At 40.7% G+C, this 21,312-nt stretch carries 18 protein-coding genes; 13 read left to right on the top strand and 5 right to left on the bottom strand.

The window, feature by feature from the left end:
- The first annotated feature begins 270 nt into the window (after positions 1-270).
- The 4 genes from ACZIX4_RS05600 (at position 271) to ACZIX4_RS05585 (ending at position 3,235) form a co-directional block, all read left to right on the top strand.
- Positions 271-1,938 (top strand): family 43 glycosylhydrolase, encoded by a 1,668-nt coding sequence (locus ACZIX4_RS05600; RefSeq protein ID WP_463334629.1) that lies wholly within the window; start codon positions 271-273, stop codon positions 1,936-1,938.
- A 334-nt stretch (positions 1,939-2,272) separates the two neighbouring features.
- Positions 2,273-2,608, top strand: a complete 336-nt coding sequence (locus ACZIX4_RS05595) for a YtxH domain-containing protein (protein WP_463334628.1) — start codon at positions 2,273-2,275, stop codon at positions 2,606-2,608.
- 30 nt (positions 2,609-2,638) lie between these two features.
- The gene (locus tag ACZIX4_RS05590) at positions 2,639-2,995 is read left to right on the top strand and encodes a competence protein (RefSeq protein WP_463334627.1); all 357 of its coding nucleotides are present in this window, start codon (positions 2,639-2,641) and stop codon (positions 2,993-2,995) included.
- Positions 2,996-2,998: 3 nt separating this feature from the next.
- Positions 2,999-3,235 (top strand): DUF6327 family protein, encoded by a 237-nt coding sequence (locus ACZIX4_RS05585; protein WP_463334626.1) that lies wholly within the window; start codon positions 2,999-3,001, stop codon positions 3,233-3,235.
- 222 nt (positions 3,236-3,457) lie between these two features.
- Here the strand turns inward: ACZIX4_RS05585 and ACZIX4_RS05580 are convergent, their stop codons facing one another.
- Positions 3,458-3,757, bottom strand: coding sequence for an EF-hand domain-containing protein (locus ACZIX4_RS05580; RefSeq protein WP_463334625.1), 300 nt, complete (start codon positions 3,755-3,757; stop codon positions 3,458-3,460).
- A gap of 95 nt (positions 3,758-3,852) precedes the next feature.
- On the bottom strand, positions 3,853-4,830 hold the full coding sequence (locus tag ACZIX4_RS05575) for an SPFH domain-containing protein (RefSeq protein ID WP_463335182.1): 978 nt from the start codon (positions 4,828-4,830) through the stop codon (positions 3,853-3,855).
- 108 nt (positions 4,831-4,938) lie between these two features.
- Here ACZIX4_RS05575 and ACZIX4_RS05570 point away from each other — a divergent pair, with 108 nt between their 5' ends.
- A complete protein-coding gene (locus ACZIX4_RS05570; protein ID WP_463334624.1) occupies positions 4,939-5,607 on the top strand; it encodes a hypothetical protein in 669 nt (222 codons plus the stop codon).
- A 33-nt stretch (positions 5,608-5,640) separates the two neighbouring features.
- Here the strand turns inward: ACZIX4_RS05570 and gltX are convergent, their stop codons facing one another.
- Complete coding sequence (gltX, locus tag ACZIX4_RS05565) at positions 5,641-7,152, bottom strand: glutamate--tRNA ligase (RefSeq protein ID WP_463334623.1); 1,512 nt, start codon at positions 7,150-7,152, stop codon at positions 5,641-5,643.
- 281 nt (positions 7,153-7,433) lie between these two features.
- On the opposite strand from gltX, the gene ACZIX4_RS05560 reads away from it, so the two are divergent.
- The 8 genes from ACZIX4_RS05560 (at position 7,434) to ACZIX4_RS05525 (ending at position 19,290) form a co-directional block, all read left to right on the top strand.
- Positions 7,434-10,835: a hypothetical protein gene (locus tag ACZIX4_RS05560; RefSeq protein WP_463334622.1), complete on the top strand. Its 3,402-nt coding sequence runs from the start codon at positions 7,434-7,436 to the stop codon at positions 10,833-10,835.
- A complete protein-coding gene (gene ybeY / locus ACZIX4_RS05555) occupies positions 10,828-11,241 on the top strand; it encodes an rRNA maturation RNase YbeY (protein WP_463334621.1) in 414 nt (137 codons plus the stop codon). The genes ACZIX4_RS05560 and ybeY overlap by 8 nt, the downstream gene beginning before the upstream one ends.
- A complete protein-coding gene (locus ACZIX4_RS05550; protein WP_463334620.1) occupies positions 11,238-12,611 on the top strand; it encodes a delta-60 repeat domain-containing protein in 1,374 nt (457 codons plus the stop codon). The genes ybeY and ACZIX4_RS05550 overlap by 4 nt, the downstream gene beginning before the upstream one ends.
- A gap of 134 nt (positions 12,612-12,745) precedes the next feature.
- A complete protein-coding gene (gene mnmG, locus ACZIX4_RS05545; protein WP_463334619.1) occupies positions 12,746-14,617 on the top strand; it encodes a tRNA uridine-5-carboxymethylaminomethyl(34) synthesis enzyme MnmG in 1,872 nt (623 codons plus the stop codon).
- A 49-nt stretch (positions 14,618-14,666) separates the two neighbouring features.
- Entirely contained in the window at positions 14,667-15,188 is a 522-nt protein-coding gene (locus ACZIX4_RS05540; RefSeq protein WP_463334618.1) for a hypothetical protein, read from the top strand.
- Positions 15,189-16,043 (top strand): class I SAM-dependent methyltransferase, encoded by an 855-nt coding sequence (locus tag ACZIX4_RS05535; RefSeq protein ID WP_463334617.1) that lies wholly within the window; start codon positions 15,189-15,191, stop codon positions 16,041-16,043.
- 234 nt (positions 16,044-16,277) lie between these two features.
- Positions 16,278-16,865 carry an OmpH/Skp family outer membrane protein gene (locus ACZIX4_RS05530; RefSeq protein ID WP_463334616.1) on the top strand — a complete coding sequence of 196 codons (588 nt, stop codon included), beginning with the start codon at positions 16,278-16,280 and terminating at the stop codon, positions 16,863-16,865.
- Positions 16,866-17,013: 148 nt separating this feature from the next.
- Complete coding sequence (locus ACZIX4_RS05525; RefSeq protein WP_463334615.1) at positions 17,014-19,290, top strand: helix-turn-helix domain-containing protein; 2,277 nt, start codon at positions 17,014-17,016, stop codon at positions 19,288-19,290.
- Between the two features lie 176 nt (positions 19,291-19,466).
- Here ACZIX4_RS05525 and ACZIX4_RS05520 read toward each other — a convergent pair whose 3' ends face one another.
- Both ACZIX4_RS05520 and ACZIX4_RS05515 read right to left on the bottom strand, forming a co-directional pair.
- Positions 19,467-19,856, bottom strand: coding sequence for a DoxX family protein (locus ACZIX4_RS05520; protein WP_463334614.1), 390 nt, complete (start codon positions 19,854-19,856; stop codon positions 19,467-19,469).
- Between the two features lie 152 nt (positions 19,857-20,008).
- Positions 20,009-21,157, bottom strand: a complete 1,149-nt coding sequence (locus ACZIX4_RS05515; protein WP_463334613.1) for a DNA polymerase III subunit — start codon at positions 21,155-21,157, stop codon at positions 20,009-20,011.
- Between the last annotated feature and the right edge of the window lie 155 nt (positions 21,158-21,312).

The following is a 21,312-nucleotide window of genomic DNA, read 5'->3' as shown; positions in this document are numbered from 1 at the left end:
GCGGGAGTTTCTTATTTATAATGTTTTATATTAAATTTTTAAAATATTTTTTCCGAAAACGTTATCATAATTAAAATATTTTACTAATTTCACAAATGTAAATAATACACTTATTATTTACTATAAATGAGAAAAATTTAAAATTCCCGGAAGTACGATTAAATGTTGAAGGTCCAGTAAATACGTTGCATAGCACACGTATCAGATTTTTATTGCCTTTTTATAAGGTGTTTTTAGGTCATGAGTAAATAAACCAAACTCTATATTTTTATGAATCTAAAACCAAATTTCAGCTCCGGACGAAGCCCTAAGGGTTTCATTTTTAATCTTGTTATTTTGTTTTGCGCAGGGTGGCTTTATGCCCAGCCCGGCATCCACGACCCTTCAAGCACCATCAGGAATACCGATGGGCGCTACTGGCATTTTGCAACCGGCGATGGTATTTATACCATATCGTCTAATACTACTGGTTTTTCAAGTTGGCAAACCGAAAATACTGTATTTCCTGTGGGTACCTGGCCCAGCTGGATTGCTACGTATGTAACCGGATTCAATGGCTTTTTCTGGGCTCCTGAAGTAGTAAAAATCGGCAGTACCTATTACTGTTATTACTCTTGTGCAGGTACCGGTGCTCCGGCTGCAATTGGCTTAGCAACAGCTACTAACCTATCGGGCCCATGGACAGATAAAGGGATGATTGTTGCCGGGAATAACTGTATAGACCCTGCGATACTTATCGATGGTTCTAACATGTACATGACCTATGGTAACTGGCAAAGCGGTATCGATATGATACAGCTGAATGCCAGTACGGGCCTCAGGCTGAACAGTAACCACTGGGATCTTGTAGCCGGGGAGGTAGAAGGCCCAGGTATCATGAAACGTAACAGTTATTATTACCTGTTCTTCCAGAGGGGATTATGCTGTAGTGGTGTAAACTCAGGTTATTACATGCAGGTTGGCCGTGCCACTTCGCCAACAGGGCCTTATTATGACCAAAACGGTATTAGCCTTATGAACAATGGTGGTACTACTTTTTTACCGAATAAGAACGGAAGGTACATAGGCCCGGGGCATTTCGGGTATGGGGAATCTACACTTAGTTACCATTTTTATGACGGTAATGACAATGGTGCACCTAAGCTGATGACCACAACCCTGGGTTGGAGTAACGACTGGCCGGTAGCCGGTACGGCAAGCCAGATTGTGCCAAACGGTACCTATAAACTGAAGAATGTAGCCAGCGGAAAATACCTTGATAACCTGGGTGCTACTACCGATGGGGCTTCTGTGGTACAGTATTCTTCAAGCTCGTCTAACAACCAGCGCTGGGTTATAACATACGAAGGCAGTGGTTATTACAAACTAAAATGTGTTACTGGTGGCAAGTACCTGGACAGTGTAGGAGCTACTGCCGATGGTTCTAACGTAGGGCAGTGGACAAGCAGCCCTAACTACAACCAGCAATGGGCTATTTCAGCAGCAGGGCCTTACTATAAACTGACTAACCGTAGTAATGGTAAGTGCGTGGATACAGGTGGATTAACAGCTAACAGCAGCATATTGCAACATTGGTATAGTAATGTTAGCATCAACCAGCAGTGGGTATTAGAATACATAAGCAGCAGTACCAGTAAGATGGCTGATGTTAAACCTGAGAAAGAAGAAGTATCTGTAAATGAAAACACATTTTTTGCAACACCAAATCCGGTTAAAGGAAGCATGTTCCAACTGTATGCTTACAACAAATACAAATCTGATTTAAATATCACGATTGTTAACCTTGCCGGGCAGGTTGTGTATACCGAAAATATCAAAGGCCAGGATTCAGGATTGATGGAGCATACTATAGATGCTTCAAATCTTGCTTCGGGAATTTATATGGTTAACCTGAATTCAGGTAACGAATCAAAATCATTAAAGTTAGTACGTAATTAAGTTTTTTCATTATTGTTAGTTTTATAAGGCTATCTTATATTTCTGTATAGATATATAGGGTAGCTTTATTATTTATAAAAACTATTATTTTTTAAATATTAATAGTTTTAAACTTTTAAAAGTAACTTTTATATTTTAGATATAATCGATTTTTAAAAACAGGCAATGCTATTTATCATTTGCTATTACAAACATTCGGGAAATCGCCTTATTTCAATTTTGTATGTTTTTTATGCCTAAATTAACCACTTATTAACATCCCGGCTCTGTTAAAATTCCCTACCTTTATAAGAGTTAATTCAAAACCGATTTTTAATCATTAAAATTTATAATTATGGCTGGTAAAACATCAACAATTGTGGCCGTACTTGCCGGTGCGGCTGTAGGGGCAGCTTTAGGAATTTTATTTGCTCCGGACGAAGGAAGTAAAACAAGAAAAAAAATTAAAGACGGTGCTACCCAAAAGGCAGATGAGCTTAAAAACAAAATTGGCGATTTTACCGAAACGGTAAAAAGCAAATTTGGTTATGCAAGCCAGGATATTGAAGCCGGGCTTGATAAGCTTGTAGCAAATGTGGAAGATAAGGCTGAAGAGGTGATTGCTACCCTTGAGAAAAAACTTGAGGAACTAAAGAGCAGTGCCAAAGCCGCTACTCCATCGTCTAACTAACAGCTAAGCTAATAAAACCATATACCTGCCATGGCATTTGAAGAAATTAAGGAAAACGCAGAAGAACTTAAAAACGAAACCAAAAAACTTATAGACAGCAGTGTTGCCTATTATAAGCTTTGGGCTTTTAAGTTACTGATGAAGAGCACTGCACAAATGCTCAAACTGTTTTTGCTGGCTACTATGCTGGTAATAGTTACCGTATTTTTTTCAATTGCCCTGGCACTTGGTTTTGGTTACTGGCTAAATAATTTTGCTTACGGTTTCCTTATTATGGGGCTTATTTACCTTATTATAGCCATTATAGTATATAAGGTTCAGGATAAAATTGTGGAAGGCCCATTGCTTGCCAACTTTTCAAAAATGTTTTTTAAAAAATACGACTAAGCCATGCAAACAAAAGTATACCGCAGTTTTGAGGAAATAAACAGGGAGCTCGAAATACTGAAATTAGAACGTGACCTGGCCTATGCAAAATTTAAAAGAAGCCTTAATGAAACTAAAGAAAGCCTGGAACCCGGTAATATTATAGGCGAAACACCCAAAAAGATATTCAACATACTGGGTACATTTTCGGGGTCTATAAAGAGTGCCGCTATAACATGGCTGATGAAAAAATTCTTTTAGGTTTTATAAATCAAGTGGATAGCTATCATTTCGATAGCTTTTTTTATATCTTTGGGTATACAAAACCAATTATATCATGGAAACGGCTACTAATGATTTTATTCCTTCAGTATTTTTATGGGTACTGTTTAATATTTTACTGGCTATAGGCGTAGTATTCCTTATCGTTAAACTTGTTAGAAAGTATCTATAACAAAGGCTACCAATCGGTAGCCTTTATATTTATTGTTCTTCTTTCTTTTTCCGGTTAGCCATCTGCTTTTCGCGGAAGGCTTTAAGTTCGTCTTTATCCAGGAATTTGTCTTTGTTTGCGTCTATCTCATCAAATTTTTCCTTCAGCATAGGCCTTTCCGCTTTTTCTGCTTCTTCCTTGCTTAACTTACCATCGGCGTTGGTATCCAGCTTTTCGAACATCTTTTCGCCATTACGTTGTGGCTTTTCTATAGTTTTATCCTGGGCAAACCCGGCTGTAGCAGTAAGTACACATCCCAGTACCATTGCTTTTAAAAATGTATTTTTCATAAAATTACAGTTATAGTTAAACATATGACTTTGATGAAGCTAAATGGTTTAATATCAATGTAAAAAAAATGCTCCCCTAAGGAAGCATCTTTATATTAGTCGTTATTTTCACCCGTATTGTCGGGGTGGTCTAAGTAAGGTTTATGCCCTGTATCAGTATTCTTCTTAGAAGACTTCAGCTTTTCGCTTACCTGGTTGCTTGCTGCAAATGAAACTATCATATTGTTCAGCATGTCGTTAGCAGCCTGTGGTGTATTAGGCAGTAATATCAGGTTACTGTTAGTATCGCTGCCTATAGCCTGTAACGTATCATAGTGTTGCGTAACTACTATAAGCGCAGAGGCTTCCTGGCTGTTGATGCCTACTTTGTTTAGTGTATCTACACTCTCTACAAGGCCACGTGCTATTTCACGGCGCTGGTCGGCAATACCTTGTCCCTGAAGGCGTTTACTCTCAGCTTCGGCCTTAGCTTTAGCTACAATACGTATGCGTTGTGCTTCGGCTTCGTACTCGGCAGCAGCCTTTTCGCGGTCGGCAGCGTTAATACGGTTCATGGCATTTTTTACTTGAGGATCCGGGTCTATATCGGTAATCAGCGTATTGATGATATCATAACCATACGTAGTCATGGCCTCATTAAGCTCACGTTTTACAGCAATGGCTATATCATCCTTGCGTTCAAAAACATCGTCAAGCTTCAGCTTTGGTACTTCGGCACGTACTACGTCAAATACGTAAGAAGTGATTTGGTCATGCGGGTATTCCAGTTTATAAAACGCTTCGTATACCTTATCCTGGATTACCTTAAACTGTACAGAAACCTTCATTTTTACAAACACGTTTTCCTTCGTTTTGGTTTCAATAATTACATCAAGCTGCTGTATTTTAAGATTAATGCGTCCTGCCTGTTTATCCACTACCGGTATCTTAAACTGTAAACCTGCATGGCGGATGCTTTGGTATTTACCAAATCGTTCAATAATTACTGCTGTTTGCTGTCTTACAGTAAAAATACCTGTAAAGAGGATGATAAGCCCTACAAACAGGATAAAAACTAAAAAAGCTGTTCCCATCATTGGAATTGGTTTTAATGTTATATGTAATTATACGCAAAAAAGCCAAGGTTGTTACACTATTAACGCGTTATTGTATATTTGCCGGCAATCACCAATTATTAATTTATGTTTAAATTTTCATTTTACTGCCTGTTATTACTGCCTTTTTTAGGTTTTTCTCAAGATGATGAAGCTGAATACGATACTACCCCAAGCTATCTGTATATCTCAGGTGGATTGAATTACTATAATTTTTCTTCCAAAGCATTTAAAGACGCTGCCGGGCCGGGTTATTCGTTCGGTGTTTCGTGTAACTTCCTTAAACACAAAACATGGGATATACAAAGCGACCTTATTTACAACAGGAATTTACAGTATTTGAAATACAGTGAAGGTGGTAAGGCGAAAGAAGATGTTTATGATTTTCAAAACTTTGATGTAATGTTTAACGGTAATTATTACCTTATACCTTATGAAGAAGATGAGTTTTACATGGGAGTACAGGGCGGGCCTTATTTCTCTATATTTTTTCAGAAGTTAGCCCCTGTAGGAGATGATGATTTCGCCGGAAGGGATTATACTACTGGAATAGATAACGGTACTTTTAAAAACATGCCTGATACCAATTTTGGTGCTAACATTGGTATTTTCGGCGGGTATGAAGGGGTAAGGCTGGTACTACGGTATACAAGGGGATTTACTAATGCCCTTCAGGGTGTACAAGCTAATGGATCTAACTTAAAAGGTACACTTAACGGCTTGTCATTAACTCTATACATAGGTGGTAAAACATAAAAGGGCTGTCGGTTAAGACAGCCCTTTTGGTTTTTATAATGTTTCAACAGCTTTGTATATCCTGTTTATTGTTTCGGTTTTACCGATGATTTCCATGATATCATACAGGTGAGGACCCTGTAATTCGCCTACAAGGCTTAAACGCAGCGGCGCCATAACTTTACCTATCCCTATACCTTTTTGTTCCACCCAGGCCTTTACAACGCTTTCTGTGTTGGCTGAACTAAAGTCTAAGGTATTCTCCAGTTCTGCTGCCAGTTCGTTCAGCAGGGCGCTTGTATCGGGTTTCCATTGTTTTGCTACAGCCTTTTCGTCAAACGATTCAGGAGCTACAAAGAAATAATGGCTCAGGTTCCATAATTGAGATGCAAACGTAGCACGTTCCTTAACAAGGCCTACAACGCGTGAAACGGTTTCTACAGGTACGTTGATTCCTTTTTCAAGTAGCTGGTGACTTAAGTCTTTTGCCAGCGTTGCATTATCTTGTTGTGGGAAATAGTTCTTGTTAAAATACTTTATGCGTTCAATATCAAAACGTGCACCTGCTTTATGTACTCGTTCCAAGTCGAACAATTGTACTAATTCATCAAGGGTAAAAAATTCCTGCTCTGTACCGGGATTCCAGCCAAGCAGAGATAGATAGTTAATTATTGCATCTGGAAGATAGCCTTCTTCGCGGTAACCTATAGATGACGTTCCATCGACATTATTCCATTGCAGTGGAAATACAGGGAAACCGTATTTGTCACCATCTCTTTTACTAAGTTTACCTTTTCCGTCAGGTCTTAATATTAGCGGTAGGTGAGCAAACTCAGGCGCTTCCCACTGGAAAGCCCTGTATAGTAGTACGTGCAGCGGCATAGACGGCAACCATTCTTCACCACGTATAACGTGGCTGGTTTCCATAAGGTGGTCATCTACAATATTAGCCAGGTGATAGGTAGGCATACCATCGCTTTTGTAAAGTACCTTGTCGTCAAGCAGGTTGGTTTCAAACTTTATATCCCCACGAATAATGTCGTTAAGGTGTAATGTTTCATCTACCGGAGTTTTAAAACGGATTACATAATGCTCACCGTTGTTAATCCTTGATGCTGTTTCTTCAGCCGAAAGGTTTAGTGAGTTATCCAGTGTTCCACGTGTGGTATGGTTGTATATAAAGGTTTTTCCTTCCGCTTCTTCCGCTTTACGGGCTTCATCCAGTGCTTCGGCTGAATCAAAGGCATAGTATGCCCATCCGCCTTGTATAAGCTGGGTAGCATATTGTCCGTATATTTCTTTGCGTTCGCTTTGGCGGTACGGGCCAAATTTTTCGTTCTTGCCCACACCTTCATCAAAAGGTATACCCAGCCAGTTTAGTGCTTCCACTATGTATTCTTCGGCTCCGGGTACAAAACGGTTTTGGTCGGTATCTTCTACACGTAGGTAAAAGGTTCCGCCGTGTTTTTTGGCAAACAGATAATTAAATAATGCCGTACGTACACCGCCTATGTGTAGCGGGCCAGTAGGGCTTGGTGCAAAACGCACACGTACCGGTTTAGACATGATGTTGTAAATTTTTATGCAAAGATAGTTTTTTTGGGTTATGCGGTTATTTGGTTATATGGTGATTCGTTTTGGGTTATACGGTTATGCGGTTATTTGGTAATTCGATACAGATGTTACACAAGATTGGATATTGAATCTATGGTTTTCCGAATAACCAAATAACCGCATAACCGTATAACCCCATTATCAACAATTAGTAGCGAAAAAATCCGTTTTTACTATCGGGATAATTTGTACTTTTATCAGTTATTAACAACGGTAGTTAATTTATACACAATTTGGAAGCAAAAACCATTATATACGCCAAGCTCGAAGCCTTTATAAAGAAGTATTATACCAATGAAGTTATTCGTGGAACAATTTTCTTTACCGGCCTTGGGATATTTTACTTTATAGTAACCTTCCTTATAGAATATTTCCTGTGGCTGCCCGAAAAGGGTAGGACTGCCTTATTCTGGCTGTTCATAACTGTGGAAGTTGTGCTGCTTGGGCGTTTTATTTTGTTTCCGTTGTTCAAATTATTCAAGTTACAGAAGGGTATCGATTACAAACAGGCATCGGCTATTATTGGCAGCCACTTCAGCGAAGTGAGTGATAAGCTAACCAACTTCCTGCAACTGAACAACGAGCCGCAGCAAAGTGAACTTCTTATTGCTTCGATAGAGCAGAAGGCAAACAGCCTGCAGCCGATACCGTTTACCAATGCGGTTAATTTTAAAAAGAACGTAAAATACATTCCGTATGCGGCTGTGCCATTGTTGCTGCTGTTGTTCTTTTTTATCAGTGGCAACAGTGAAGTTATTACCAACAGTTTTACCCGTGTTGTTAATTACGACAAACATTACGCACCACCGGCGCCGTTTGAATTTGTGGTTGTTAATAAGTCGCTTACGGCACAACAGGACACCGACTTTTTACTTGAGGTGAAAACCGTGGGAAGCGTAGTTCCCGAAAATGCCATGATAACCATAGGTGATGAGCATTATTACCTGGAGAATGTAAAGCCCGGTGTATTTACCTACCGTTTTGAAAAACCTACAAAAGCCATTAGCTTCCAGCTTTCGGCTAATAATGTAGACAGTAAACCTTATGAACTTGAAGTGGTGGCTGTGCCTACTATTGCCAACTTCGAAATGGTATTACAGTTCCCGTCGTACCTTGGCAAGAAGAATGAGGTGGTTAAGGGTACTGGTAATGCCATTGTGCCTGAAGGCACTAAAGTAACCTGGAAAATTGATGCGCTGGCTACCGGTAATGTACAGTGGATGGCTAACAATGCTGCATCTGACTTCAATAATAACGATAACAGCTTCAGTTTCAGTAAAAATATACTTCAAAACACAGATTATCAAATTATTACCTCAAATGACAAGGTAAAAAACCACGAAAAGCTGCAGTATCAGATATCTACTATCAAAGACCAGTATCCAACTATTAGCGTACAGGCGGCTCCGGATAGTCTGAAGCTGAAAAAAGACATTGTACTGGGCCAGCTGAGTGATGATAATGGGTTTACCAAATTACAGATAGTGTATTATCCTCAGGACAATCCTGCCAATGCCAAGCGTGGAACATTGCCAATTAAGAAAGGTACCGTTGACCGTTTTTACTACAGCTTCCCTGAAGGGTTAGCCATTAAAGAGGGTGTGGTGTACGAGTACTATTTTGAGGTTTTTGATAACGATGCCGTGCATGGCTTTAAGAGTACTAAGTCGTCTGTATTCTCTCACAAAGAACTGACTGGTGAGGAGCAACAGGAGAAAGCGTTGCAGGAGCAGAACAGTAATATTGGCAACCTTGAAAAATCTATAAAGAACCAAAACAAACAGAATGCTGAACTGGACAAGCTCCAGAAAATGGGCAAAGAAAAGAGCGAGCTTGATTTTAAAGACCAGAAGAAAGTACAGGATTTCATCAATAAGCAGCAACAGCTTGAAGAACGTAAGCAGGAACTGAGCAAAGAGCTTAAGGAAAATCTTGAAAAATTCCTTCCGGAAAAGAAGGATGAGTTTAAGGAAGAATTGATGAAGCGCCTTGAAAAGAATGAAAAGGAGTCTGAGAAAAACCAGAAACTTCTTGAAGAACTTGAAAAGCTAACCAACAAACTTCAGGAGGAAGAACTGTTTGATAAGGTTGATAAACTAAAACAACAGAGCAAGGACCAGACTAAAAACCTAGAGCAGCTGGTGGAACTTACCAAGCGTTTTTACGTAGAAAAGAAAGCGGAACAGATTGCCGAAAAGCTAAACCAGCTTGGTGAAAAACAGGACAAGCTTGCCGAGGATAAAGACAACAACGCTAAGGAGCAAAGCGAAATCAATAAGGAATTTGACAAGCTTCAAAAAGAAATGCGTGAACTGGATAAGCAAAACCAGGAGCTTAAAAAACCTATGGATATTCCTACAGATGAAAAGCAGGAGCAGAGCATAGAGCAGGATATGAAACAGGCCCAGGATGAACTCCAAAAAGAGGGCAGCGACCAAAAGAGCAAACAAAGCAAAGCGAAACCTAAGCAGAAAAATGCTGCTAATAAGATGAAGCAGATGGGTAACCAGATGCAAATGCAGATGGAAGGCGGGGAGCAGGAACAGCTTGAAGAAGATGTAAAAATGCTGCGCCAGATACTGGATAACCTGCTTGCATATTCGTTCTCTCAGGAGGATGTTATGGGGCAGTTTAAAAATGCAGGTTCTCGCAATGCTAACTTTGCCAAGTATCTTAAAAAGCAACAGGATTTAAAAATACAGTTCGGCCACGTTGATGACAGCCTTTTTGCTATGTCACTACGTAACCCACGCATTTCAGAACAGATAACTAAGGAGGTGGGTAATGTGCATTATTATGTTGATAAAGCACTTGACGACCTTGCTGAAAATATAGTTCCGAGGGGTGTGAGTAACCAGCAGTTTGCTATAACTTCTGCCAATAAGCTTGCTGATTTCCTTAGCGATGCCCTTAACAATATGCAGATGCAAATGCAGGGTATGGGCACCGGTAAAGGTAAGGGCAAAGGGCAACAAGGTAAAGAAGTACAGCTTTCTGACATAATCCAGAAACAGCAAGGGCTTTCCCAAAAGATGCAGCAGGGTATGCAGCAAGGCCAGGGTAAAGGCAATGAAGGAGAACAAAAACAGGATGGTGAAGGCAAGAAAGAAGGCGGCCAAAAAGAAGGAGGTAAGCAGGGAGGCAAAGAAGGAGGACAAAAACCGGGACAGCAAGGTAAAGGACAAGGCCAGGGTCAGGGTGACGGCGATGGTAATGATGGTGAAGGAAACGCTGAGCGCCTGCTTGAAATATACAAAGAACAACAAAAGCTTCGTGAGCAGTTACAGCAATTGTTAGATAAGCAGGGTATGGGTGGCAACGGACAGAATGCACTGCGCCAAATGAAGGAGATAGAAAAACAACTGCTTGATAAAGGCTTTAAAAACGAAACCCTGCAACGTATGCAAAACCTGAAACAGGAATTGCTGAAACTTGACAAGGCAACATTACAACAAGGGCAGGACAATAAAAGGCAAAGTGAAACCAATAAAAAGGAGTTTAATAACACGGCTAACCAGCTTCCGGAATCTTTAAAAGAATATCTGAATAGTGTAGAGATATTAAACAGACAACCACTACCTTTGCGCCCGAATTTTAACCAAAAGGTTCAAACTTATTTTAAAAGCAATGATTAGTTTTAATTACGAAACAGACTTTGAGATTCAGAACGAAGAGCAGTATGAAAACTGGCTTTCTGAAGTCATAGACAGTGAAGATAAAACGGAAGGTGAAATCAATTACATTTTTTGTGATGATGCTTATCTTCTCGAAAAGAATATCGAGTTCTTAAACCACGATACGCTTACCGATATTATCAGTTTTGACTACACTATGGGTAACCTTATCAGTGGTGATATATTCATTTCGGTAGAGCGTGTTCGCGAAAATGCTGCTGATTTTAAGGTTGAGTTTGAAGAAGAATTACGCCGTGTCATGGTACACGGTATTCTACACTATTGCGGATACAAAGACAAGACTGAAGCTGATGAGCAATTAATGCGATTAAAAGAAGATGAACAACTAACCAAATTTATAACATGAAAGCAATTATCTTTTTTTTCTTTTTAGTTATTACTTTATGTAATGGTCAATCATTAGTTCTTGATGATACTTTTAATATGGATGCTACAGGTCCGTCTAATATAAGAGACTTTGTAGTACTTCCCGATAATAAAATCATTGTTGTCGGTTATTTTGAAGATTCCAACAAGGTTATAAAATTAAATTCAGACGGCTCAATTGATGAGTCATTTGTTATTAATACGGCTAATGCGACGATTTTAGGAGTATTAGTTGATTCTGCTGGTCGTATCTATATTCGTGGTGCATTTACTTCTTTTGGTTCTACGAGTCGTCAGTATTTAGTTAGGTTACTTTCAACAGGTGAAATTGATTCAACTTTTAATCCTGATCTTAGTGTTTTTCATATGTATTATCCCGAAATTAATGATTTTAAGTTGTCATTAGAAGATAAACTTATTATTGTCGGTGATTTTATTATTTATGCTGCTGAAGACGATTATAGAAATTTAGCTGAATTGAATGATAACGGCACAGTTGATAGTAGTTATAACTATCCCTACTACACATATGGTTATGATAATATTTATATAGATCCTTTAGGTAATATTTATTTAGAAACTTCTGGGGGTTACTCTTTCAAAAGATATAATGCAAGTTTTGTTGGTGATGATAACTTTAATTCTAATTTTTATCTCTTTGGTGTCACTAAAGATATGTTTTTTTTTGAAAATGGAGATTTTATTTTATCCGGGCTTTTCAAAGCTGCTTCTAATCCTGGGTTTTCTTACTTCTGTAAGTTTTCTAACGGTTATGAGTTAGATACTACTTTCAGTAATTATATTATACCAGGCCCAGGCCCTTATTCTGGCTTAACATATATTTGTAATACTGTTTTTGTTGATGGTAACGACGTCTATGCGGGTGGAAATATTGGTGATTATGAAAACACACAGACTTATAGTCTGATTAAAACTGATGTTAATGGGGGATTAGATTCTACTTTTACGATGGAAAATGGCTTTGGTTTTTACGATCAAGGCTTTGGTGTAATTAAAATTTTAAAGCATGTAGATAATACTTTTTTAGTTTTCGGAGATTTTAATAGTTTTAATAGCGAGTCGACCAAAGAGCTTGTAAGATTGAAACCAGCCAGTTTGAATTTAGATGCTCAGCACAAGAATGAATTTTTATATTTTAAAAACACATTCAAAAGTAACAAATTACTTTCATCTTTATCGATTCGAGATTTTGTCGGCAAGGAGGTGCTGTTTGTAGACAATATACATTCCGAAACTTACAGTATCTTTAATATAGGCCCAGGTGTCTATGTTGCAAGTTTAACTGATTATGATGGTGTTTCAAAACACATTAAAATAGTTGTTGAATAATTAATTTTAATGCCGAGTATTTATTTGTTCCACGTGGAACGTTATTCGGTAAACTTTAGTATCGTGTTCCACGTGGAACACGAGAAAATTTTTAAAATAAATCTGTTCCACGTGGAACAAAAGAAAGGAATATAATGTTTCAGGATGTATATGATGTAATTGTAGTAGGTGCGGGGCACGCAGGCAGCGAAGCTGCTGCGGCAGCAGCCAATATGGGTTGTAGTACACTGCTGGTTACAATGAGCCTGCAAAATATAGCCCAGATGTCGTGTAACCCGGCAATGGGCGGTATAGCAAAAGGGCAGATAGTGCGTGAGATTGATGCGCTTGGCGGATATAGCGGAATTGTGACGGATAAGACTGCAATCCAGTTCAAGATGCTGAACAAAAGTAAAGGCCCCGCTATGTGGAGCCCGCGCGCACAAAGCGACCGTATGCGTTTTGCAGAAGAGTGGAGGCTGATGCTGGAGGGTACTCCAAATCTTGATTTTTACCAGGAAATGGTAAAAGGATTGATTATTGAGAATGGAGAAGTAAAAGGAATTAAAACTTCGCTTGGAATTGAAATCAAAGCCAAGACTGTGGTGCTGACAAACGGTACGTTCCTGAATGGATTAATCCATATTGGGGAAAAACAGTTTGGTGGAGGCAGGGCAGGGGAGAGCGCTTCGTATGGTATTACGGAAGATTTGGTTGCTGCGGGATTTACTGCCGGAAGGATGAAAACCGGTACGCCACCTCGTGTGGATGGCCGTTCGCTTGATTACAGTAAAATGGTGGAACAGCCCGGAGATGTAAACCCTGATAAGTTTTCGTACCTGGATATAACCAAACCATTGGTGGAACAGCATTCATGCTATATGACGTATACCAGTAACGAAGTACATGATTTGCTTCGTGAGGGTTTTGACCGTTCGCCTATGTTTAACGGAAGGATAAAAAGCCTTGGCCCGCGTTACTGTCCGTCAATAGAAGATAAAATAAACCGTTTTGCCGATAAAGACCGTCACCAGATATTCGTAGAGCCGGAAGGCTGGAATACTGTTGAAGTATATGTAAACGGATTCAGCACCTCCCTTCCGGAGGATGTACAGTTTAAAGCGCTGCGTAGTGTGGCCGGTTTTGAGAATGTGAAATTCTTCCGTCCGGGTTATGCTATAGAATACGATTATTTCCCTCCGACACAGCTAAAGCATACGCTTGAAACAAAATTGGTAGACGGTTTGTTCTTTGCGGGGCAAATTAACGGTACTACCGGTTATGAGGAAGCTGCTGCACAGGGGTTGATGGCGGGTATAAATGCTGCGCTGAAAGTACAGGAAAAGGAATCGTTAATCCTTAAACGTAATGAAGCCTATATTGGCGTACTTATAGATGACCTTATTACTAAAGGAACCGAAGAGCCTTACAGGATGTTTACCTCGCGTGCGGAATACCGCACGTTGCTGCGTCAGGATAATGCCGATTTCAGGTTAACACCAATGTCGCATGCTATAGGGCTTGCTTCAGACGAGCGTTTACGCAGGATGGAGTACAAGCAGGAAAAAAGCGAAGCATTTGTAAATTTCTTCAGGGAAACGAGTGTTACGGTTGCCGAAACGAATCCTATTTTAGAATCTAAAGAATCTGCGCCGATTTCGCAGCCTGATAAAATGTTTAAAGTGTTCTCCCGTCCGCAGATTGAATTGGAAGACATCCTTAAATTCGAAAAGGTACAGGAATACATCGCTGAGCATGATCTCGACCGTGAAATTATAGAACAGGCCGAAGTACAGGTGAAATATTCGGGTTACATCGAAAAAGAAAAAAATAACGCCGACAAGCTTAATAGGCTTGAAGATGTAAAAATTCCTGAAAACTTCGATTACGATAAAATTAAGTCGCTTTCTTATGAAGCGCGCGAAAAAATGAAAAAGATACGTCCGGTTACTATTTCGCAGGCATCACGCATTAGTGGTGTTACTCCGGCTGACGTTTCTGTGTTACTAATTCACATGGGCCGTTAATATGTTTCACGTGGAACGTTCATTTCCATTTCGACCGAAGCGGAGCGAAGTGGAGAAATCTCAATATAAAACAAAAGGGCTGTTTATAAAACAGGCCCTTTTGGTGTTTATGGCAGCCTTGTTATTTACATCGTGTGGTACAACGCGCCATAGTGTGGAAATTGAAGATTATGTACTGCTGGAAAACGGGAAAAAGATTTTAGGGAAGGAAGAAGGGCTTACGGCCTTTGTTTTTGAGAATAATCCCCGAAAAATCCCGTTTGTGCAATTTGTAGCCGATAAATATGGAGTGGGCAGTTACGTAGACGTATCATACTGGGTAAACTATGACGGGCACCGCCTAAAAGTTTTAGTGTACGACTACGACGAATTGCAAAAATATTTCGATATGGGCCAGTTTATGGTTACCAAGCAGGAAAATGACGTTAATGTGGTGGGTTCTAAGGAACACTTCATTGGGCTTTCTGTAATTAATAATGCAAATGAAGACTGCCTGCTGACCAACTCGCTTTTTCACCAGGTGGCTATGGATTACCTTACAAAACTTAAAGACGAATACAACAATCTATAAATGGATTTTAAAGACCACAACATTTACATTACTGTAAAAGACCATTCTGTTTCCGGGGAAACTTTTGAACTATTGCTTGACAAAGACCTGGAACTTTTAAAAACTCATCCGCAACCGGCATTGGAAAACCTTGGAAGGTACTACGAAAGTGATGATTATATTTCGCATACCGATGGCAAGCGTTCGCTATTTGAAAAACTGTACCATACAGTAAAGCAGAAAGCACTTCGTGATAAAATCAGCCTGGTGCAGCGTTTTAAGCCTTCAAAAGGGCAATTGCTCGACATAGGTGCGGGTACAGGTGATTTCCTGGTAGTAGCTCAGCAAAATGGTTGGGATATTACAGGAATTGAGCCGAGTGAAAAGGCGAGGAGCATTGCAAAAGGCAAAGGCGTGCCATTTACATCCGATTTGCAAGAGATCCCGTCGCACAGTAAAGATGTGATTACCATGTGGCACGTATTGGAACATGTGCCTGATGTGGAAGCACAAATTACAGAACTGAAGCGTATTTTAAAACCCGACGGGGTTTTGGTTATTGCCGTGCCGAATTATAAATCACACGATGCGCAATACTATGGTGCCTTTTGGGCTGCCTATGATGTGCCAAGGCACCTTTGGCATTTCAGTAAAACATCGATAAAAAAACTTTTCGGGAGGCAGCAAATGGATCTTGTTGAAATTTTGCCGATGAAATTTGACAGTTTTTATGTGAGCCTGCTTTCGGAAAAGTACAAAACCGGGAAAATGAATTTTGTGGGTGGATTTTGGCGCGGATGGGTGTCAAACCGAAAAGCAGCAAAAAACATGGAGTATTCGTCGCATATTTACGTGCTAAAAAACGCTAAAAACTAAAATAAGCTTGTTTTCGGGCTTTTTTGCATTACAACATCCGTTTGGGTTGCCTTTTTTCGAAACTTCGGCAAATCGCCTTATTTAAAGCCGGTTTTAATTGAATACGTTTATGTCGATTTTTGGTTTCCATAGCAAAAATTTATGGCCTTAAAAATTGAAAAAAATGCGATGTTTTTGGTACGTAAAACGGAATTATTATTTTTACCAAAATTTTTAAACCTCTAATTTCAGAAAATGAAAAAAACATTAGTTATAGCAGCTGCCATGCTTTCGCTTGTAGCCTGCAACAAAGAAGGTGCCGCTACGGCTTCAGGATTTAAAACGGCTTATGTGGATACGTCTAAGCTTATTGAAAAATCTGACGAGCTGAAAGACCTTGAAGACAGGGCCAAAGTGAAAGAAGAAGAAATGGGCCGCGAGCTTCAAAGTGACTCTGAGGCATTGAGGATGGATATGGCTGCTGCGCAAAGCGAAGCTCAGACCAAAGGTGCAGAATGGGCACAACTGAAAGGGCAACAGCTACAGAAAAGACAGCAAGAGCTAAGTGTTAAACAACAAACTTTCCAGGAAGAATTTGCTAAGGAATTTGGTGTAAAACGTGATACTGTAGTAAGCCAGATTAAAAAAGTAATCAAAGAATACGGCAAGAAAAAAGGTTACGATTACATTTACGGAACCGGTGATGCTGCATCTGTACTATATGCAAAAGACGGTTATGATGTTACAGATGAGATACTTAAAGAAATAAACGATAAGTATAAATCTACCAAAGGCTCAACTGATACTGCTAAAGCAGAACCTGCAACGGAAGAAAAAAAATAAGAATAGTTTAAAACTATATATGCTAAAGGGCGGCCATTACGGTTGCCCTTTTCTTATTTTTGGCAAATAATTGGGCACAAAATATTTTTGCTTAAATTATTATTTTCTTATATAATTGATTATTTTCGTAAATTAGAAACCAATCACAATGCAAACCCGTTCATCTACAGCCGAATATGCGCTGCGATTTATAAACCAGACAAACCGTTGTGTGTTCCTTACCGGTAAGGCCGGTACGGGTAAAACCACATTGCTTAAGGAAATCATCCGCACTACACAGAAGAATGTGGTGGTGGTGGCACCTACGGGTATTGCTGCGCTTAACGCGGGCGGGGTTACCATACACAGCATGTTCCAGCTGCCGTTTTCAGGGTTTTTGCCTACGTATAGCCAGGATTATTTATCTGATTTTGTGAGATTTGAAAATAAATCTACGTTAAAAAGGCACTTTACTATGCGTGGCGAAAAAAAAGCCGTGATACAAAACATGGAGCTTTTGGTAATAGACGAGGTGAGTATGCTCCGCGCTGATTTACTTGATGCTATAGATTATTCGCTACGAAGTATCCGCCAACGGAATATCCCTTACGGGGGTGTGCAGGTATTATTTATAGGAGATTTACTACAATTGCCGCCTGTTGTTAAAAATGAGGAATGGACGGTATTACAACATTTTTATAAGGGTAAATATTTCTTTCACAGCCATGTAGTGCAGGAAGACCCACCGTTGTACATAGAGCTCGATAAAATTTACCGTCAAAGTGATGAACGTTTTATCGGGGTGTTGAACAACCTGCGTAATAATATCATTACCAAAGACGACCTTGCGGTGCTGAATGAGTTTGTAGACCGTGGTTTCGACCTGAAAAACCACCCCGGCTATATAACCTTGACCACGCATAATGCCAAGGCTGATACCATGAATGCCCGTGCACTGGAAGATTTGGAAGCTAAGGAATACAGTTACCTGCCTGAAATTGTTGGCGAGTTCCCGGAGAAGATTTTCCCGGTGGAGCAAATGCTGAAGATGAAAGTGGGGGCTCAGGTGATGTTTATTAAGAATGACCTTTCGCCTGAGAAAAGGTATTTCAATGGAAAGATTGGTATCATTAAATCGCTTACGGATAATGAGATACTGATACAGTTTCCTGAAGATAACGCTACAATTGCCGTAGAAAAATACGAATGGGAAAACGTACGCTACACCGTGGACGAAAATACCAAGGAAGTAAAAGAGGATGTACTGGGTACGTTTGTGCACTATCCGTTGCGGCTGGCATGGGCCATAACCGTCCACAAGAGCCAGGGACTAACGTTTGACAAAGCTGTGCTCGATGTAAGCCAGGTTTTCATGCCGGGACAGGCATATGTGGCTCTTTCGCGTTTACGTTCGTTAGAGGGGCTTATTTTGCTTTCTCCGATGCAAATGAACGGCATTAGCAACGACGAGGAGGTAATGCAGTATGCACAGGGCAGGGCAGGGGAAGACGAACTTGCGGCTTCGCTGCGTCGGGAAACATTTGGTTTTGCACTCCGTTACCTGAAAGACAGCTTTTTATGGACACCACTTGCTGAACAGTGGCAAAAGCATAAAGTAAGCTATAACTTTGAAGGCGAAAAAAGCGGAAAAAAACCGCATGGACAATGGGCGCGCCAGCAGGAAGACCGCATACACAGCCTGCTTGATGCTTCGGGTAAATTCATTAACCAACTCGACCGTATTTTTAGCGCAGAAGAGGTGGATGTGAATTTTGTACAGGAGCGTGTTACTGCTGCCGTGAATTATTTTTACCCTACCATGGACAGCATAGCTACCAGCCTGTACAGCAAAATGCTGGAGGTTAGGAAGCTGAAGCGTTCCAAAGCTTTTTTTGGCGAACTGACTGAGCTGGAGCAAATGCAAACTACGGCGGTGTTGAAGTTACTGCGGGCGCGGAAGTTGGCAGAGGTTTTGGCATCGGGTGAAACCATAGACAGGGAAAGCCTTAGTACCCCTGAAATCCAAACGTATAAGGCCGATAAAATTGCTGCCCTTGTGGAGATTATGAAGCAAAACCCGGTAGCGCTTGTAGAAGATGAAGACGACGATGATTTTGAAGACGAACGCTACATGCCTAAGAAGAAAAAGGTTGAGAAAAAGAAATCCACGCTGGAAGAAACCTTTGAACTATGGCAACAAAGGCTAAGCATAAAAGAAATAGCAGGAGCACGCAAACTTACTGAAACAACGATACTGAGCCATTTGGCGGGGCTTATACAGGCCGGAAAGATAAAAATAGGGGAAGTATTGCCCGAAGATAAGATAGCGGCACTGGCGAAAGCTTTTGAAGGCTATACCGAAAAGGCCCTTGGCCCGCTTAAGGAAAAGTATGGCGAGGAGTTTACCTATGGTGAATTACGGTTGTACCAGGCGAGTATCGGCTAAGTTAATTTGTTGATGCGTGGATGTGCAATTTGAAGTAAAAGCAAAAACATATTTTAAACAAAAAGCCTTTAAAGCATCTTGCTTTACAGGCTTTTGTATTCTGAAGGAATTACTTTTAAGTCTAAGTTAATCGGATTGTCTAAAGCTCTAACAATCTAAAAATCCAACGATCTAAACTATACCCAGCTAAGCAGCAATACTGCCGGTACAAAGTAAATGGCTATGGTGCGGGCACCGTCATAGTCTTTGGCAAGGCGCTGGCCCAGCAGCAGGAACAGTAACGTTACAGCGCTAAGGATGCCGGCATAATAGGCAAAATCTGCACCTTCGCCCATAAGCAGCTTTACAATACCGATAACGGCAAAGGCACCTGCAAGTACTTCAAGTACAAGGATAAGCATCAGTGAAGCAGGCACCATGTTTTTAATAACGGTTGCAGAGAAGTGGCCTTTCAGCCAGCCCACGTTGCCCTGCCAGTCCATGATTTTATCGTAGCCCGATTGTATGAACGTTACGGCGTAAAAAGCCAGTATTATGATTATTGCAGTTTGGGTATGCGTTTCCATGTATTGTGTTTGTTTAGGTTTCAAAAATAGCAAAACTTTGCTTTGCAGTGTATTAACTTTTTACGGGTAGAGAAAAATATTCTTACAAATCAATATTTTAAGATTTCTCCACTTCGCTGCGCTCCGGTCGAAATGGAACATCATAACAGCTGTTACTTCCTGTGGATAAGTCGTGTCAGCTTTATAGACAGGTCGGTAAGGATAATCTTGGCATTACCATTCCGTTCTATGTGGTACAAGGCATCGCTCAGCTCCTTAAAAATCTCGGTAATGTTGGTGCCGTTTACAAAGGGCGCAAACTTTTCCAGTTTAAAATTCTCTACCGATGGTTCCATGTATACCAGCGGCTTAGCGCCATAATTCAGCAGCAACGCCTGTCGGAACATATCGATGCAATAGTTCAGGAATTGCTTTTGTGCCTCACGGCCAATGCCTGCTATCTGTTCGCTCCAGCTTATCAGGTCGTGTATGGCAGCGGCATTACCCTTGGCACGGAAAGCAGCGCGTACCCACATGATGAACCATTCCTCAAACGGAAACTCGTCCTCGGTTTTGTGCAGTAAGTGTAAGGCCTTATTGTAGTTGCCCTGTGCCTGGTGTGCCAGCTTCATTGCCGTGTTCGGTTCCGTTTTTTCACGTGAAACAAGCCCTTTGGCTATCACCTGTTCCGGCAGGGCGTTAAATTGTAATACCTGGCAACGGCTCAATATGGTTTGCAGTATATCGTCCTGGCTTTCGGCTATTAGGATGAACACCGTTTTTTGCGGCGGTTCTTCCAGTAATTTCAGCAACTTGTTAGCGGTGGCGGTGTTCATTTTATCGGCCATCCAGATAATCATGACTTTATACCCACCCTCAAAAGCCTTCAGCGAAAGCGACTTCATAATTTCAGTAGCCTCATCCACGCCTATTTGCCCCTGTTTGTTGGCAATGTCGATTTTCTTGTACCAATCGAACAGGCTGCCGTAAGGAGTATCGGTAATAAACTCACGCCAGTGCTTCAGGAAGTTCGCACTCACCGGGTGGCTTTTCACCTCGCTATTGGCCGCCACGGGAAATACAAAATGCAAATCCGGGTGCGAAAAGTGTTCAAATTTCAGGTTGCAGGCTGCGTTGCCGCCCTGGTTTTCGCCGCCGGTATTTCCGCAAAGTATGTACTGCGCATAGGCTATAGCCAAAGGGAGTGTGCCGCTGCCTTCGGGGCCTATAAACAACTGTGCATGGGGTATACGGCCGCTGTCGGCGCTGGTAGCCAGGTGGCTTTTTATGTGGTCCTGCCCTAAAATTTGTGAGAAAAGCATAGGGCAAAGATATAAGAAAAGTTGCTGAGTTACGAAAGGTATATAATTCCCATATAGAGTTACGGCCATCAATTTTTACGCTAAATTATACCTACAAGGTCTCGAAGACCTTGCAGGAGTTGTAGCGGGAGTTTAACCTGCAAGGTTTCAAAAAC

The sequence above is a fragment of the Flavobacterium niveum genome, assembly GCF_055231775.1.
Note: the sequence above shows the minus strand (reverse complement) of the source record. Positions and strands in the feature narration are given on the sequence as shown.